At 71.1% G+C, this 14,653-nt stretch carries 14 protein-coding genes; 5 read left to right on the plus strand and 9 right to left on the minus strand.

Annotated features, from left to right (window positions below; genetic code table 11):
* Positions 1-38: 38 nt before the first annotated feature.
* From OG978_RS32165 to OG978_RS32190, 6 genes are all read right to left on the minus strand, one after another.
* Positions 39-1,592 carry an FAD-binding oxidoreductase gene (locus tag OG978_RS32165; RefSeq protein ID WP_326768555.1) on the minus strand — a complete coding sequence of 518 codons (1,554 nt, stop codon included), beginning with the start codon at positions 1,590-1,592 and terminating at the stop codon, positions 39-41.
* Positions 1,589-3,262, minus strand: a complete 1,674-nt coding sequence (locus OG978_RS32170; RefSeq protein WP_326768556.1) for a glycerol-3-phosphate dehydrogenase/oxidase — start codon at positions 3,260-3,262, stop codon at positions 1,589-1,591. Before OG978_RS32170 ends, OG978_RS32165 begins: the two co-directional genes overlap by 4 nt.
* Before the next feature lie 74 nt (positions 3,263-3,336).
* A complete protein-coding gene (locus OG978_RS32175) occupies positions 3,337-4,908 on the minus strand; it encodes an FGGY family carbohydrate kinase (protein WP_326768557.1) in 1,572 nt (523 codons plus the stop codon).
* Positions 4,909-5,002: 94 nt separating this feature from the next.
* Positions 5,003-6,457: an MFS transporter gene (locus OG978_RS32180; RefSeq protein ID WP_326768558.1), complete on the minus strand. Its 1,455-nt coding sequence runs from the start codon at positions 6,455-6,457 to the stop codon at positions 5,003-5,005.
* A gap of 299 nt (positions 6,458-6,756) precedes the next feature.
* Positions 6,757-8,310 (minus strand): peptidoglycan recognition protein family protein, encoded by a 1,554-nt coding sequence (locus tag OG978_RS32185; RefSeq protein WP_326768559.1) that lies wholly within the window; start codon positions 8,308-8,310, stop codon positions 6,757-6,759.
* A 194-nt stretch (positions 8,311-8,504) separates the two neighbouring features.
* On the minus strand, positions 8,505-9,251 hold the full coding sequence (locus OG978_RS32190; protein ID WP_326768560.1) for a nitroreductase family protein: 747 nt from the start codon (positions 9,249-9,251) through the stop codon (positions 8,505-8,507).
* 226 nt (positions 9,252-9,477) lie between these two features.
* On the opposite strand from OG978_RS32190, the gene OG978_RS32195 reads away from it, so the two are divergent.
* The 4 genes from OG978_RS32195 (at position 9,478) to OG978_RS32210 (ending at position 12,539) form a co-directional block, all read left to right on the plus strand.
* Positions 9,478-9,711 (plus strand): acyl carrier protein, encoded by a 234-nt coding sequence (locus tag OG978_RS32195; RefSeq protein WP_326768561.1) that lies wholly within the window; start codon positions 9,478-9,480, stop codon positions 9,709-9,711.
* The gene (locus tag OG978_RS32200) at positions 9,708-10,958 is read left to right on the plus strand and encodes a beta-ketoacyl-[acyl-carrier-protein] synthase family protein (RefSeq protein WP_326768562.1); all 1,251 of its coding nucleotides are present in this window, start codon (positions 9,708-9,710) and stop codon (positions 10,956-10,958) included. The genes OG978_RS32195 and OG978_RS32200 overlap by 4 nt, the downstream gene beginning before the upstream one ends.
* Positions 10,959-10,986: 28 nt before the next feature.
* Positions 10,987-11,904 (plus strand): alpha/beta fold hydrolase, encoded by a 918-nt coding sequence (locus OG978_RS32205; RefSeq protein WP_326768563.1) that lies wholly within the window; start codon positions 10,987-10,989, stop codon positions 11,902-11,904.
* 134 nt (positions 11,905-12,038) lie between these two features.
* Positions 12,039-12,539: an SRPBCC domain-containing protein gene (locus OG978_RS32210; protein WP_326768564.1), complete on the plus strand. Its 501-nt coding sequence runs from the start codon at positions 12,039-12,041 to the stop codon at positions 12,537-12,539.
* 42 nt (positions 12,540-12,581) lie between these two features.
* Here the strand turns inward: OG978_RS32210 and OG978_RS32215 are convergent, their stop codons facing one another.
* Complete coding sequence (locus OG978_RS32215; RefSeq protein WP_326768565.1) at positions 12,582-12,950, minus strand: nuclear transport factor 2 family protein; 369 nt, start codon at positions 12,948-12,950, stop codon at positions 12,582-12,584.
* A 188-nt stretch (positions 12,951-13,138) separates the two neighbouring features.
* Positions 13,139-13,591: a DUF5709 domain-containing protein gene (locus OG978_RS32220; RefSeq protein ID WP_326768566.1), complete on the minus strand. Its 453-nt coding sequence runs from the start codon at positions 13,589-13,591 to the stop codon at positions 13,139-13,141.
* 242 nt (positions 13,592-13,833) lie between these two features.
* Between OG978_RS32220 and OG978_RS32225 the strand changes: the two genes are divergently transcribed.
* Positions 13,834-14,064: a DUF6296 family protein gene (locus OG978_RS32225; protein ID WP_326768567.1), complete on the plus strand. Its 231-nt coding sequence runs from the start codon at positions 13,834-13,836 to the stop codon at positions 14,062-14,064.
* 55 nt (positions 14,065-14,119) lie between these two features.
* Here OG978_RS32225 and OG978_RS32230 read toward each other — a convergent pair whose 3' ends face one another.
* Complete coding sequence (locus OG978_RS32230) at positions 14,120-14,545, minus strand: cold-shock protein (RefSeq protein WP_326768568.1); 426 nt, start codon at positions 14,543-14,545, stop codon at positions 14,120-14,122.
* Between the last annotated feature and the right edge of the window lie 108 nt (positions 14,546-14,653).

Raw genomic sequence — 14,653 nt, forward strand, 5'->3', positions numbered from 1 at the left:
CTGGGGAGGGAGGGGTTCGTGGCTGCTGAGGCCTGACGTCAGTTCAGCGGAGACGTACCGAATCGGCTGGGAAGGCCCAGTTTGCCAGGGTTGAGAATGCCGGCCGGGTCCAGGGCCTTCTTCACCGCGACGAAGGTCGCGAAGCCCGCCCCGAGGGATTCCTCCAGGTAGGGGCCGCGCAGCAGGCCGCAGCCGTGGTGGTGGCTGAGCGCCGCCGCGTGCTTGATCAGTACGGCGTTGGCCGCGTCCCACACCGAGCGGTACCAGTCGCGGCGCGACTCGGGAGCCACGTCGCCGCGCAGCGAGAAGTAGACGCAGGCGCCGTCGGTGTACGCGTGGGACTGGTGGGCCGAGGCGGCCAGGGTGCCGGGCACCGACTGGATCGCGGCGACCACCTCGTCGTAGATCACCGGGAGGTCGGTCCAGGACGCGGCCATCTCCAGGGTGTCGGCCACGAAGCCGGGACCGGGCTTGAAGCCGTCGGCGGACTTGCCGACCAGCATCCGCTCGTCCAGCCAGCGCTCGAAGACCGCCTTGCTGTCCAGCTCGGGGCCGTACGCCTCGCAGACTTCGGACGCCACCTTGATCGAGGCGTCGACGATGGCCGGGTTGCCCTCGTCGGCGATGAGCAGGAGGTTGGTCTCCGGGTGGCCGAAGTGGGTGCCCGACTCCAGGGTGTCGTACAGCCGCAGGACGGCCGGGGTCGCACCGCGCTGCATGATCTTGCGGCAGGCGTCCAGGCCCTCGGCGAAGGTCTTGAAGCCGTACGCGACGGCATTGGCGTACTCCGGCAGCGGGTGGACCCGCAGCCGCGCCGAGACGATGACGCCGAGGGTGCCCTCGGAGCCGACGAACAGCTGGCGCAGGTCCGGGCCGACCGCGGCGCGGGCATAGTCGCCGTACGTGGCCCGCGTACCGTCCGCGTGCACGACGTCCACTCCGACGACCATGTCCTCGATCTTGCCGTAACGCGTGGAGAGCTGACCGGCGCCGCGGCAGGCGATCCAGCCGCCGACCGTGGAGACGGCGAACGCGGACGGCCAGTGGCCGGTGGTGACGCCGTACTCCTCCTGGAGCTGCTTCTCGAAGAGGTCGCCGAACATGCCGGCCTGGACGTCCACGATGTTGGACTCGGCGTCGAAGCCGGTGATCTCGTTCAGTCCGCAGACGTCCAGGACGACGCCGCCGAAGACGGGGAGCGCCGCGCCCGTGACGTTGGAGCGGCCGGCGGACGGGGTGACCGGGATGCCCGCCTCGTGGCAGATCCGCAGCACGGCCGCGACCTGGTCGGCGTCGGCCGCCTCGACGATCACCGCGTCCGGCGTCGCGGGGCGGCCCTCGGTCTCGCCGATCATCGAGCCGGCCCACCAGTCACGGGTCCGGGTGACGACCTCCTCGCGGGCGGTGTGCACGGCGTGCGCGGCCTCACGCAGTGCCTCGATCACGGTCTCGGGGACCTCGACCGGGTTCACCTGGAGGGCGGCCTCGCCGTCCCCGATCGGGGTGTTCTGCGCCCACTTGGCGAAGCTGGGGGCGCCGATCGTGTAGTTGCCCCGGTTGAACGGGTGGGTGATGGTCTGACGGCTGATCATGCTGCTGCCCCTTCGAGGAGTACGGACTTTTCGTGACGGACGGCTGCGAGGTACTCGGAGACCGAACGCTCCACCTCGGCCTCCGTGAGGTTCAGTTCCCGGCCGAGGATCGCGCCGACGGCCTCGGCGGCGTCGGCGGACGCGTCCCGGGCGAACAGCCGGGCGCGCATCCGGCGGGAGAGCACGTCGTCGACCGAGCGGGCGAGTTCGGCGCGGGCCGCGTACACGACCTCGGCCTTGGTGTACGGCAGTCCCGCGACGATCGGCTCGGCCAGCGCCGGGTCGTCCTGGATCAGGTCGCCGACGAAGCGGGCCTCGGTGCCGAAGCGCTCGCCGAGGTGTGCGGCGATGCCGCCGGAGGCCGCGACGGCCTCGGCGTCGTAACCGGCGCCGCCGAGCAGCGGGAGATCGGTGGTGCGGCTCCTGCCCTTGCGGCCGAGGACCGTCATCACCTTGTCGATGACGAGTTCGCCCATGTGCCGGCTGGTGGTGAGCTTGCCGCCGGTCACCGTCACCATGCCGGTGCGGCCGATGGTGATGTGGTGGTCGCGGCGCATGTCGAGGGTCGCGCCCTCCTTGCCGCCGACCAGCGGGCGCAGACCGCCGATGGAGCCGACCACGTCGTCCGGGGTGAGCTTCCCCTCGAAGGCGGTGTTGGCGCCCTCCAGCAGGAAGTCCATCTCCTCCCGGGTGCAGTGCACATCGTCGGGGGAGCCCTGGTAGTCCTCGTCGGTGGTGCCGAGCACGACGCTGTTGCCCCAGCGGGTGCAGGTCGCGCGGCGGGCCCGGCCGGGGATCGGCACGGTGACCGTGCAGTTGATCCGCACCTTGTCCCACGGCACCACGATGTGGACGCCCTTGGCGGGCCTGACCTGCGGCTTGTGGCCGTCGTCCGCCTTCGCGTCGAGCTCGTCGGTCCATACGCCCGTGGCGTTGACGACGGCCCGCGCCCGGATGTCGAAGGTGTCGCCGTCCGCCGAGACCCGGGCGCCGGACACTTTGCCCATCTGCATCAGCAGACCCTCGGCCCTGGCCCCGTTGAGGATCGTCGCACCGAGCGCGGCCGCGGTCCGGACGATGGTGAGGACGAGGCGGGCGTCATCGGTGCGGGCGTCGAAGTACATCAGCCCGCCCTTGAGGTTCTCCGCGCGCAGCGTCGGCGCCTGCGCGAGGACCTCGGGAACGGTGAGCCGCTGGTGCAGCTTGCCGATCCGCCAGCCGCCGACCAGGTCGTACGTCCACAGCAAGCCCTCGAACCCCTTGGCGAGGCGGGCGTCGAAGATGCCTTCCTTGTCCAGGATCGGGAAGAGGAACGGCAGCCGGTGCACCAGGTGCGGGGCGTTCTTCCGGAAGCGGTGCCGCTCCAGGAGCGAGTGGCGGACCAGGTTGACGTTGCCCTGCTCGATGTAGCGCAGGCCGCCGTGCACCATCTTCGAGGACTTCGACGACGTACCGGAGGCGAAGTCGTCCTTCTCGACCAGCGCCGCGCGCAGCCCGCGCGAGGCCGCGTCGAGCACGGCGTACGCCCCGGTGATGCCGCCGCCTATGACGAGCACGTCGTACGTGTCGTCGGCCAGTCGGCGCTTGAGGGCCGCCCGGTCGAGCAGCAGGGGCGTTCGGCGGGTCGCCGCGGCGCTGCGCCGCGGCTTCCGGGCGGGCATGGTGATCACAACATCAACTCCTGGTGTTTCGGTGCGGCGGCCGCGTGGTCGGTACCGGCCGCCGGGTGACGGTCGGGGGGCCGTCAGTGGGGGGTGTGAGGTTCGGGGTCCTTCAGGGGGAGCAGAGCGGGGTCGTTCAGGTGGGCGATGAGCACGTCGCGCCAGGCGGACCGCTGCGCGGTGCGCTCGGCCGCCGTGATCGAGGGCTCGAAGATCCGGCCGAGCGGCTGTGCCTCGACGACCTCTTCGAGCGAGGACCACAGGCCCTGGGCGACACCGGCGAGATACGCGGTGCCCCGCAGGCTGGCGGTGGCGGAGTCGGAGACCCGCTCCAGCGGCAGGCCGGTCAGGTCGGCCTGGATCCGCATCAGCGGGTCGCTGCCGGAGACCCCGCCGCCGACCCGGAGCCGGGTGAACGGTGTGCCCATGGTGTCGGCGACCCCGTCGATCAGGTCGCACACCGAGTGCGCGATCCCGTCGAGCACGGCGCGGGCGAGATCGGCGCGGGTGGTGGCGAGGGTGAGCCCGGTGAGGGATGCGGTGGCCTCCGGGTGCCAGACCGGCGTACGGACCCCGGCGAGTGCCGGGACGAAACGCGGGGTGCGGCCCGGCCGGGTGGGGACCCGGCCCGCCTCCTCACCGAGCTCCTTCGGCGATGCGAACAGGCCCAGGTCGTCGCAGAGCCAGCGCAGCGCCGAACCCGCCGTGGAGGTGTACGCCTCCAGGCTGTAGTGGCTGATGTCGCCCTGCCGCCGGCCGGGCTGGGCGAGCACCCCGGAGATGTCCGGCCGGGGCAGGGCGGGCGTGGTGCCGGTCGCCGCGTCGACGAAGGCGCCGGTCCCGTACACGCACATGCCCTGCCCGGCGGCGAGGCCGCCGAGCGCGACGAGTGCGGCGTGCTGGTCGCCCATGGAGGCGGCCAGCGGGACGGCGATGCCGAGGGCGGCCGGGTCGGTCGTACCGAATCCGGCGTCGTCGGAGCGGAGCTCCGGGAGCAGGTCGAGGGGGAAGCCGAGGTGGCTGATCCACTCCTCGTCCCAGGCATGCCGCTCCAGCAGATAGCCACCGGTGGAGGCGGCGTTCGTCGGCGTCGTGGCGTGCACGGCGCCGCCGGTGAGCCGCCAGATCAGCCAGGTGTCGACGGTGCCGAAGAGCAGTCGGCCCTCGCGGTGCGCGGCGGCCACCTCCGGGTGCGCGGCGATCTGCCGGGCGGCCCAGAGGAAGGGGGCGCGGGCGCCGACCGGCCGGCCCTGGCGGGCCAGCAGGGCGGCGTCCCACTCCGCCTCGTACGCGGTGAGCTCGGCCGCGTGCCGCCGGTCCTGCCACACCACCGCGGGCAGCAGTGGCCGCCCGGTCACCCGGTCCCACAGCATCGCGGTCGCCCGCTGGGTGGAGAGCGCCACCGCGGTGATCCCGATGCCCTCCTCGCGGGCCCGGCCGACGGCCCGGCGCGCCACCTCGACGGTGGCGGTCCAGATCTCCATCGGGTCCTGCTCGACCGAGAGGTCGTCCGGATGGCTGACCTTGATCGACCGGTAGAACACCTCGTGGGCGGCGCCGGAGTCGAGGACGACTCCGGCCCGGGTGCCCGTGGTGCCCTCGTCGATGGACAGCACACCGCGCCGTGGGGCGGCGCCGGGGAACGTCTGCGTCATGGCAGCCCTTTCATTGCGAGCATCGCGAGCGAGCCGTGCGGAGGGATGGGGAGGGGAGGGAACCATCGTGTGGTGCGACGGGCCCGGCGGCCGGTCAGCGCGCGGTCACGGACTCCGCGGATTCCGGCGAACCCGGCTGGGTGCCGACGGCGGTCCGGTCCTGTCCGGCGGCCTCGTCGGGGGACGCGGCCTTCGTCGGGTCCCACTTGATCGCCAGGCAGGTGATCAAGCCGAGCAGCGGCACGACGGAGAGCACCAGGAAGGTGTCGGCGAGCCCCAGCGAGTCCTTGATCTGCGGGAACACATACAGCCCGACGACACTGCCGAAGCTGCCGACCATCCCGGTGACACCGGTGCCGAGCGCGCGGACATCGCTGCTGTACGAGAGCGCGGCGATGGACTTGCCGTTGGCACCCGGGCCCGCGGAGTGGCAGAGGATGAACAGCACCGGCAGCAGGAACGCCACGGCCGTGGGCACCTTCTCGAAGGTCAGTCCCATCGCGAGCAGCGCCACGAAGACCCCGGCGAAGCCTGCCGCGGAGCTGAGCCGCAGTCCCAGCCGGCGGCCGAAGTAGGCGGAGAGGAGCCCGCCCGCGATACCGAAGGCGTTGAAGACCATCGAGCCGATCGTCGCCTTCTCGAAGCTCTCGCCGAAGATCGTCAGGCTGATCAGCGGGAGGTACCAGCCGACCGCGAAGTACTGCATCGACTGCCCGAGCGAGATGACCGAGGAGAGGACCGTGCGCGGCAGGTACTCGCCCTTGAAGAGCAGTCCGGCCTGACGGAAACCGATGGCGGGCGCCTCGGTGGCGGCGCGGGTCGCCTCGTCGGGCTTCCCGGCGACGGCCTTGATCGCGTAGATCCTGTCCAGGTTGACGACGGCCTCGTCCAGCCGGCCCTTGCTCGCCAGCCAGGTGGGGCTCTCCCGCAGCATCAGCCACTGGCCGATCAGCAGCATGATGGCGACGACCGCGGCCGAGCCGACCGACCAGCGCCAGATGTCCGCGCCGACGTCCAGGTTGAAGAAGACCAGGGCGAGCGCGAGGTTGCTGGTGGTGGCGACGTACCAGACGGCCTGCCACAGGTTCAGCCGGCCGCCCAGCTTCGCGGGCGTGTACTCGGCGAGCAGTGCCATGGCGACGGCGAAGTCGATGCCGTACGCGACACCCACCAGGACCCGGCCGAGCCAGACAACGGTGAAGTCACCGGCGAAGGCGGCAAGCAGGGCGCCCGCGATCGCGAACACCTTGGCGATGAGCAGCGGGGGAACACGGCCGATCCGGGTGGCGAGCCACCCGCCGACCGGGTTGAAGATGATCGCCAGGGCCGGAGCGGTGGCCGTGAGGATCGAGACCTGGGTGCTGGTGAGCTCCATCTGGGACGTCATCGGCCCCAGACCGGCGCTCAGCGCGGCATTCGAATAGGCGTCGAGAAACAGCCCGCCGAACACGAGAAACCAGATGACCTGCGCCCGGCCGGTGATCTTTCCCAGCCCATCGATGAGCGCAACGACGTCGGCGACGCCTTTGACGCTCGGACGTTGTGCCATGAATCCGCCTTCGAGGAAGACCCATCGGCGGCACGGGGAGCACAAAAAACAGGCATGACGAAACCACCGACAGGTGGTCTATGTCTGTGCCTGTCAAAACACTGCGGAAAGCGCCGCAGCACGTGAACTGCAAAGAATGCGAACTACGCAGTGAGGTTAAGAACGAGTCAGGAGAAACGTCAAGGGTTTCCGGCAGGTTACTTGAACGTGACATGGGTCTTGAAGGCAGGAGCGGTGTCACGGGAGAGCCGCGGGGCGGAGCGCGCGACCCGCACGCGCTCCGCCCGTGGAGACGGAAGTCAGCGCCCCGTCTGCAGCGCCGCCCAGGTGCCCGGCCCCACGACGCCGTCGGCGTTCAGCCCCCGGCTCGTCTGATAGTTGCGCACCGCCGTCACCGTCGCCGGACCGAAGCTGCCGTCGATGCCGACCGTCGAGCCGAGCGCCGCCGTCAGCGAGCGCTGGAGCCGCTTCACCCCGTCGCCCGAGACGCCCTGCTGGAGGCTCGGCGTCGCACCGGCCGACAGCAGCGCGGTCCAGGTCCTGGCTCCCACCACGCCGTCGGCGCCCAGCCCGCGCGCCGCCTGATACGCCGTCACCGCGGTCTTCGTGGCCGGGCCGAAGCTGCCGTCCACCGCGCCGACGGAATAGCCCTGCTCGTTCAGCAGTTGCTGGACCGCCTTGACCTGAGCGCCCGTCGAGCCGCTCTGCTGGGTCGCGTACGAGGGGAAGCTCAGCCCGTCGGTGCTGTCGCCGCCGCCGGAGTCCCCGCCGACCAGCTCCATGTAGCGGGTCCAGTCCCAGTAGGGCCCCGGGTCGGTGTGGTCGTTGCCCGGCGCCTCGCTGTGCCCGATGATGTGCGCCCGGTCCTTCGGGATCCCGTAGCGGTCGCACAGGGACTTGGTCAGGGCCGCCGACGTCCGGTACATCGCGTCCGTGAACCAGGACGGGTCGTCGATGAACCCCTCGTGCTCGATGCCGAGCGCCGAGGCGTTGGCGCTCCTGGCGTGGTACGCGGTGTCGCTGTCGCGCACCGTCTGGGTGATCTCGCCGTCGGAGGAGCGCACCACGTAGTGCGCGCTCACCTCCGCGGTCGGGTTCTGGAACCAGCTGATCGAGCCCGCGTACGAGCCCTGCGTGACATGGACGACCACCTTGTCGATCTTCGCCGAGCGGCCGGCCGCGTAGTTGTTCGGGTGGGCCGGCACCCACAGCGCCGACGGGTAGTCCGGGCTCTGGGTGCGTACGTCGGTGGTGGAGAGCGAACCCTTCTCCGGGGCGACCGGTCGGCTCGTCACCGAGATCCGCTCGCCGCCCGGGACGACCGCCTTGAGCCCGGTGGCCAGGAAGGTGTAGACGGTGTCGGCGTAGAGGGCGGCGGCGGGGCCCTGCGCGCCGCCGTACTGGGCGACGGCCGGGTACCAGGCGTCGATGTCGTCGCGGTCCCGGGCGTCGAGGCCGAGCTTGTCCGCGTAACTGCGCAGCACCGCCGCGCCGCCCAGGATGTTGGCCCCGGTGTCGGTGCGGAGCTCGGCGAGCGGCTTGCCGGTGAGGGCCGCCGCCCGTTCCAGCGTCCGGTTCGTGGGGTTGCTCACCAGATGCATCACGCCGTAGCCGTTGGCCTGGCTGGGGCGTCCGGAGTGGCCGTCGAGCCGGGTCTCGCCGTAGCCGACGGCGGCGAGCAGATCGCGCGGTACGTCGAACTCCGCGGCGGCCCGCGCGAACGCCCGGTTCATCGGGTCGCCGCCGTCCGGCGCGGCGAAGGCCGGTGTGCCGGTGACGGTCAGGACGGTGGCGGTGAGGGCCGCCAGGACGGATGCGCGGCCCTTTGTGTGGGCTGCGGCGCGGCTGGGCATACCTGCTCCTGCTCGGTGGGGGGAGAAGAGACGGCCCCCGGGCCCGAGTGGGGTGGGCCGAGGGGCCGTGAAGCCCGCTCAGAGTATCCATCTGTCCAGGGCATGACAATCATTTGCCGGTGTGTCGAACTCCCTTTCACTCCAATGGAGTTGATGTGGAATCCGGAGGTCTGCCCGGTGAACGGACGGGGCTGTCACCGGGCAGGGCCGGGGGTGGGGCCGCCCTGCCAGCGGTCGCGGTGGATGACGTCCGTCACCGGGCGGCGCCGTACCGGGCCGAAGTTGCCCTGCGGCCATCCGACCGGAATGGCGGCGTAGGTGTGCATGTCCTCGGGGATGCCGAGGGCTTCCTTCCACTCCTGTTCCAGCATCAGATGCCAGATGGTGATGTTCGCCGCGAGTCCCAGGGCCCGCGCGGCGAGCAGGACGTTCTGCACACCCGGGTAGACGCAGGAGCCCTCGGCGAGCGCCTGGAAACGCGTCTGGGTGTTCATCATGTGCTCGGTCGCGGCCGGGCCCAGCGCCTGTGCGGAGGCCAGCAGCCCTTCCTCGTCCAGGCGCGGCTCCGGAAACCGGTAGCAGGGCACGATCAGCGCCGGTGTGTCGGCGAAGTGATCGCGCTGGTACTCGATCGCGGCGACCATCCGGCCGTACGCCGCGTCGTCCATGCCTTTCGGTGCGTACTTCCCGGTCGTCGCCAGATAGGCGTCCACGCACCGCTTCCACAGCGGCGCCAGGCGCGCCATCACCTCGCGGTCGGTCACCACGACGTACTCGTAACACTGCATGTTGCCGCCGCTGGGACCCCAGACGGCCGCCTGTATGAGCTGCTCCAGCGTCTCGTCCGGCACCGGTTCCGGCTTCAGGCGGCGCATCGCGCGCATGGTGGACATCGTCGGGAAGAGTGCGGGCCCGTCGGCATGAGTCGTATCGATCGTCATGATCGCGGAGTGTACGGGCCGGGTTCGGGCGGCGGGAGGCCCGTTGTTCGCCATGAACCATTGAATTCGTACACCTGGACGGCCCCCCACCGCACGGGGGAACGCGGATCGGATCTACCTTCGCGAAGGCGTATAAATGGTTCCTCCGGACCAGCCGGCGTCTCCCGATGGCACTCACACCTCACGCGGCACGGCGTCACCGCGTACGAGAGCGCAGGAGCGCCGCATGAGCACGGCAGAAGAGATCAACACCTTGCTGGTGGCGAACTTCGGCACCGATCCCCTCGCCATCCGGCCCGAGGTGTCGCTCCGTCACCTCCGCCTCGACTCACTGGCGTTGGAGGAACTGCGGCTGCTCATCGAGGACCGGATGGGCGTCGATCTGGACGATGTCCAGCTGACCTCGCGGGACACCGTCGGTCGACTCGTCGACGTGGTGCACCGCAAGGCCGCCGCGTGACGGGCCGCCCGTACCACCCCGAGCCGTTCGCCGCCGCCGTCACCGGGATCGGCATGGTGACCGCCGCGGGAACCGGGGCCGAAGCGACCTGGCGCACGGTCTCCGAGGCGTCGACCGCGCCGTCCGTCCCGCACCGGCCCGAACTCCACGGCCTGCCCTGCGACTTCATGTACACCATCACCGGCCTCGACCCGCGGGCGCTGCTCGGGGTGGCGACCGCGCGGCTGATGGACCGCTTCTCGCAGCTGGCCGTCATCGCGGCCCGCGAGGCCGTCGCCGACGCCGGTCTCGACCCCTCGGTCTGGGACGCCGGACGGGTCGCCGTCGTCATCGGCTCCGCGCACGGCGGACTGCCGTTCTACGACGAGCAGCACACCCTGCTCACCGAACGCGGCGCACGCCGCGTCTCCCCGAAACTCGCCCCGCTCACCGTCGTCAACGGCGCGGCCAGCAGCGTCGCCACCGACCTCGGTGCGCTCGGCCCGAGCCAGGCTGTCTCCACCGCCTGCTCCTCCGGCACCGTCGCCATCGGCACCGCCCACCAGATGCTCCGCACCGGGGCCTGCGACATCGTCATCGCGGGCGGCGCCGAATCGGTCTGCTCCCGACTGCTGATCGCCAGCGCCTGCCGGCTCAAGGCCGTCTCCACCCGGCGCGACGACCCCGAGGCGGCCTGCCGCCCGTTCGACACCCACCGCGACGGCTTCGTCGTCGGCGAGGGCGCCGGACTTCTCGTACTGGAACGGCCGGAGCACGCCCGGGCCCGCGGCGCTGCCGTCCGCGCGCACATCGCGGGATACGGCGCCTCCAGCGATGCCTACTCCGCCGTCGCCCCGGACCCCGAGGGCCTGGGCATCGAGCGGGCGCTGCGCTTCGCGCTCGCGGACGCCGGAGTCGGGGCCCGGGACATCGGCCATGTCAACGCCCACGGCACCTCGACCGTCTCCAATGACCTCATCGAGGCGACGATGCTGCGCCGGGTCCTCGGCGAGCACCCCCTGGTCACCTCGACGAAGGCGATGACCGGACACACCCTGGGTGCCGCCGGCGGCATCGAGACCGCACTGACCGTGCTGGCGCTGCAGCACCGGCTCGTACCGCCCACCGTGAATCTCGACGCCCCCGACCCGGCGATCCCCATCGAAGTGGTGAGCAAGGAGGCCCGGCCGGGAACGTTCGACGCGGCCGTCAAGACCTCGCTCGGTTTCGGCGGACACAACGCCGCACTCGTTCTCACCAGGGCCTGACCCGGAAACCAAGAGGCACGCAACCACCATGGCCGACGAGATCATCCGGACCCTGTCGGTGAACGGGCTGCGCTACGGCTACCGGGTCCTGAGACAGCCCTCGCCGCGCACCGAGCCGGTCATCGTTCTCGGCGGCGCCCTCCAGGGGATGTACGGCTGGCCGCAGATGGACGACCACCTGGGCCCGCTCGCCTCCGTGGTCACCGCCGACCTGCCCGGCATGGGTGACGCGGACCCGCTCCCGCCCGGTGCGGGCGACGACGTCCTGTGTGCCGCCGTCGCCGCGATCATCGACGATCTGAACGTGCCGAGGGCCAATCTCTTCGGGTTCTCCTACGGCACATCGATCGCCTTCGGCTGCGCGCGACAGCACCCCGGCCGGATCGCCCGGCTGATGCTCGGCGGAGTGCCCGCCCACATCACCGACGGCCAGCGGGCCCGGTGGAGTCGCGCCGTCGACCGGCTGGAGACCGGTGACCTGGAGGGGCTGGCCGGCCTGGCCGCCGGGGTGCTGATGTGTCAGGACCCCGAACGCAGGGTCCACCGCGGTGAGTTGGCGCGGCGCTATGTGAGGCGTTCGTTCCTGCACGCCCTCACCCGCTCCCCGCACGCCGCGCAGTCGCTGCACCGGGCACTGGGCCACCGGCCGGACTTCTCCGGCGGACTGGCCGGCGTACCGGCCCTGGTCTTCGCGGGCCAGCACGACACGGTGACCTCGCCCGAGCGTCAGCGCGCGTTCGCCGCCTCGATCGAGGGCAGCAGGTTCGTCACGATCGGGGAGTCCGACCACTGGGTCGTGCTGGAGCGTCCGGACGACGTCGCGGACCTCGCGGCCCGCTTCTTCACCGATCGTCCGCTGGAGCCGGCCCCCGGACTCGCGGCACTCCCGGCGCAGTCGCGGGCGTCACGGTCACCGGCCGGCCGGGACCTCGCCGACACCCCGTAGGGCCGGTCCGGGCCCGGGGGCCGGACCGGCGCCGTTCGGCACGGCAGGCAACCATGTGGTTGCCTATGGTGGAGGGGCGCCTCGCGGGCACCCGACCGGGCCGGGCACCCGACCAGACCCTGGAAGGAACGGGCATGGACAAGCCCGAGTTCGTCTACCCCATCTACATCCAGACCACCGCCGAGAAGCTCTATCAGGCGCTGACCGACCCCGAATCCATCAAGATCTACATGGGCGGTTACGGCCCCGAATCGACCTGGGAGGCCGGTGCGCCGGTCCGCTGGAAGATGGATCCGGACGGCGAGTTCGAGGAGGTCGGCCAGCGGGTCCTGGAGGCGGAACCCGGCAAGCGGCTCTCGTACACCTGGCACACCCTGCAGCCCATGCACCGCCAGATGTTCGACTTCGCCTCGGACGAGGAGTGGGACAGGGCCGTCCGGGAGCGCTCCAAGGTCGCCTTCGACATCGAACCGGCCGAGGAACCCGAGATGGGCATCAAGCTGACGATCACCCATGACGGGTTCGACAGTCCCGACAGCAGGATGCTGGAGGGCGTGAGCGACGGCTGGGTCGCGATCCTCTCGACGCTCAAGACCCTCCTGGAGGGCGGGAAGTTCCTCGACGAACCGGCCTGACGGCGGTGCGGTGCGGTGCCGGGCCCGCCTCCCGGCGGACGCTCAGGCGCCGGGCACCCGGTCGAGGAATCCGCTGACCGAGGCGATGCGTCCGTCGTCGGCGAGGGTGATCACGTCCGACCCGGCGGCGGGCGCCGAGCCGTCGGCGGTGGAGACCAGGTCCCAGCTGAAGCGCACGATGTCGTGGTGTCCGTCCGGCGTGCCGGTGAGCTGGAACACGGAGCCGGGGAACTGCTGGTGGGCGCCGCTGATCGCAGTCGCGAGCCCTTCGTGGCCGCGCACATGGGCCAGCGGGTCGGTGTAGGTGGCGCTCTCGGTGAAGGCGGCCGCGACGGCCTTCACCAGCTCCTCGGCGGTGGTCGCGTTCCAGGCTGCGAAGTAGCGCTGAACGGCGTCGTCGTATGCGGTCATCGTGCTGTCCTCTCCTCGCGTCCCGGCTCCAGGGCCTGTCCGGGCCGGGCTCCCGTGTGCTGGTGAGGAACACGATGTCCGATGGCGGGGAATGCGTCGATTACCTCCGAGGTCATGGTCCGGGCGGGGGCGAGGTCATGTTCCGGGGCCGTGCGGAGGGTGGCCGGCCGGGGCGAAGGGACGCCGTCTCATCCTTGGTTGTCCGACACCACATGCATGGCGGCCTCCTCGGCCGATGCCGCGGCCCCGTCGATCCCAACGTCCTCGCCCGCCATGGTGTCCGGCTCGTTGATGTCCAGCTGGCGGGTGAGCCGGCCGGCGCGTAGCGTACCGACCTCCGCGTCCCAGAGCTCGCCGTCGCCGTCGGGCAGATCCCCCAGTCCGTCGCCGACGGTGTCGGGGGACTCGGGGAGTTCGCGGGCCAGGCGGCCGTCCAGCGACTCGCCGTCATGCTGTTCGGCGGCGGTGGTGCCCCGGTCCTCCACCGCCCAAGGCCGCTCGGGCGGGGAGTAGCCCTCGTCGAGGGCGTCGGTCAGCTCCCGGTTGTCCAGGGTGTCCTCGACATCGAGCTGCTCGGTGAGGTCCGAGGCCTCCGGCTGCTGGGGCTGGTAGACATCGTCTCCCCTGTCGGCATCCATCATCGCGTGTCCCTTCCCGGCTTCGGGGATCCCGGGCGTGCATGCCGTGCACACGACTCGGGGAAAAGGGTCATTCATGCGGTATACGCCCGAGTGCCGTCGAACCGCCCGTATGGCTTCAGGATAAGTGGCCCGGGCATGAGCCCGCAGCCGTGGGCCGCTGCTCGGGCGCCGCGGGCCGGTCGGAGGGACGATGGAAGATGCGGGCGGAACATGCCCTGCCCCGTCCGCATCGGAGAGCGGTCATGGATTACCCGGAGATCTACGAGTTGGTATTTCAGGCGTCCGCGGTGGAGGACGACACGGTGACCGTCCGGCGTACGGAGCAGTCGGGCGCGGGCGGTTTCCCGATCTACGAGGACGAGACCGGAATCGTGCGTGCGGAGATCAGCGACCAGGGTGAGGTGCGCATGCTGGCCACCGGCGGGCATCAGATGCTCGGCACCCCGCTGGTGGTGCGGGAGCCGAGCGGCTGACCGTTCCGGTGATCGCCCCGCGCGGGCGCAGGGCCCGGTTCCAGGGCGACGGCCGTCAGCCCTCGGTCCAGCCGTGGTTCTTGGCGAACTGCAGCAAGCCGCGCCGGATCTGCAGGATCTGAGCACCCGTCAGCGACGGCGCGGACTCCAGCAGTACGTCGGTCACGTCCCTGGTGTACTCGGCCGCGCTCAGTACGTCGCACAGGGTGTCGTCGTCGGCCGCTCCGGAAACGGTGACGGTCACGGGCCTCGGCGGAGTCAGCGGCTTCCCGTCGGGCCCCTCGGCGAGCCGGACGGACGACGCCTTCAGCCCGCGGTCACCGTCCTCGATCTCGAACTCGACCGCCGTACCCGTGTGTACGTACGACTCGGGGATCAGCATGTCGTTCACATGGAGAAAGACATCCTCACCCCCGTGATCGGGTGCGATGAAGCCGTATCCCCGAGCTCCGTCGAACCGCACAACGCGACCAGAAACCACACCGACCCCCAGAAAAGAACCGGGCCCCTTGCCCGTACGCCACACATGGCTCGACCGGAGAATAGCCCCGAGCGGTCGGGCGGCGCGACCCGATCGAGACCAATCACG

Source organism: Streptomyces sp. NBC_01591 (genome assembly GCF_035918155.1).
Lineage (GTDB): Bacteria > Actinomycetota > Actinomycetes > Streptomycetales > Streptomycetaceae > Streptomyces.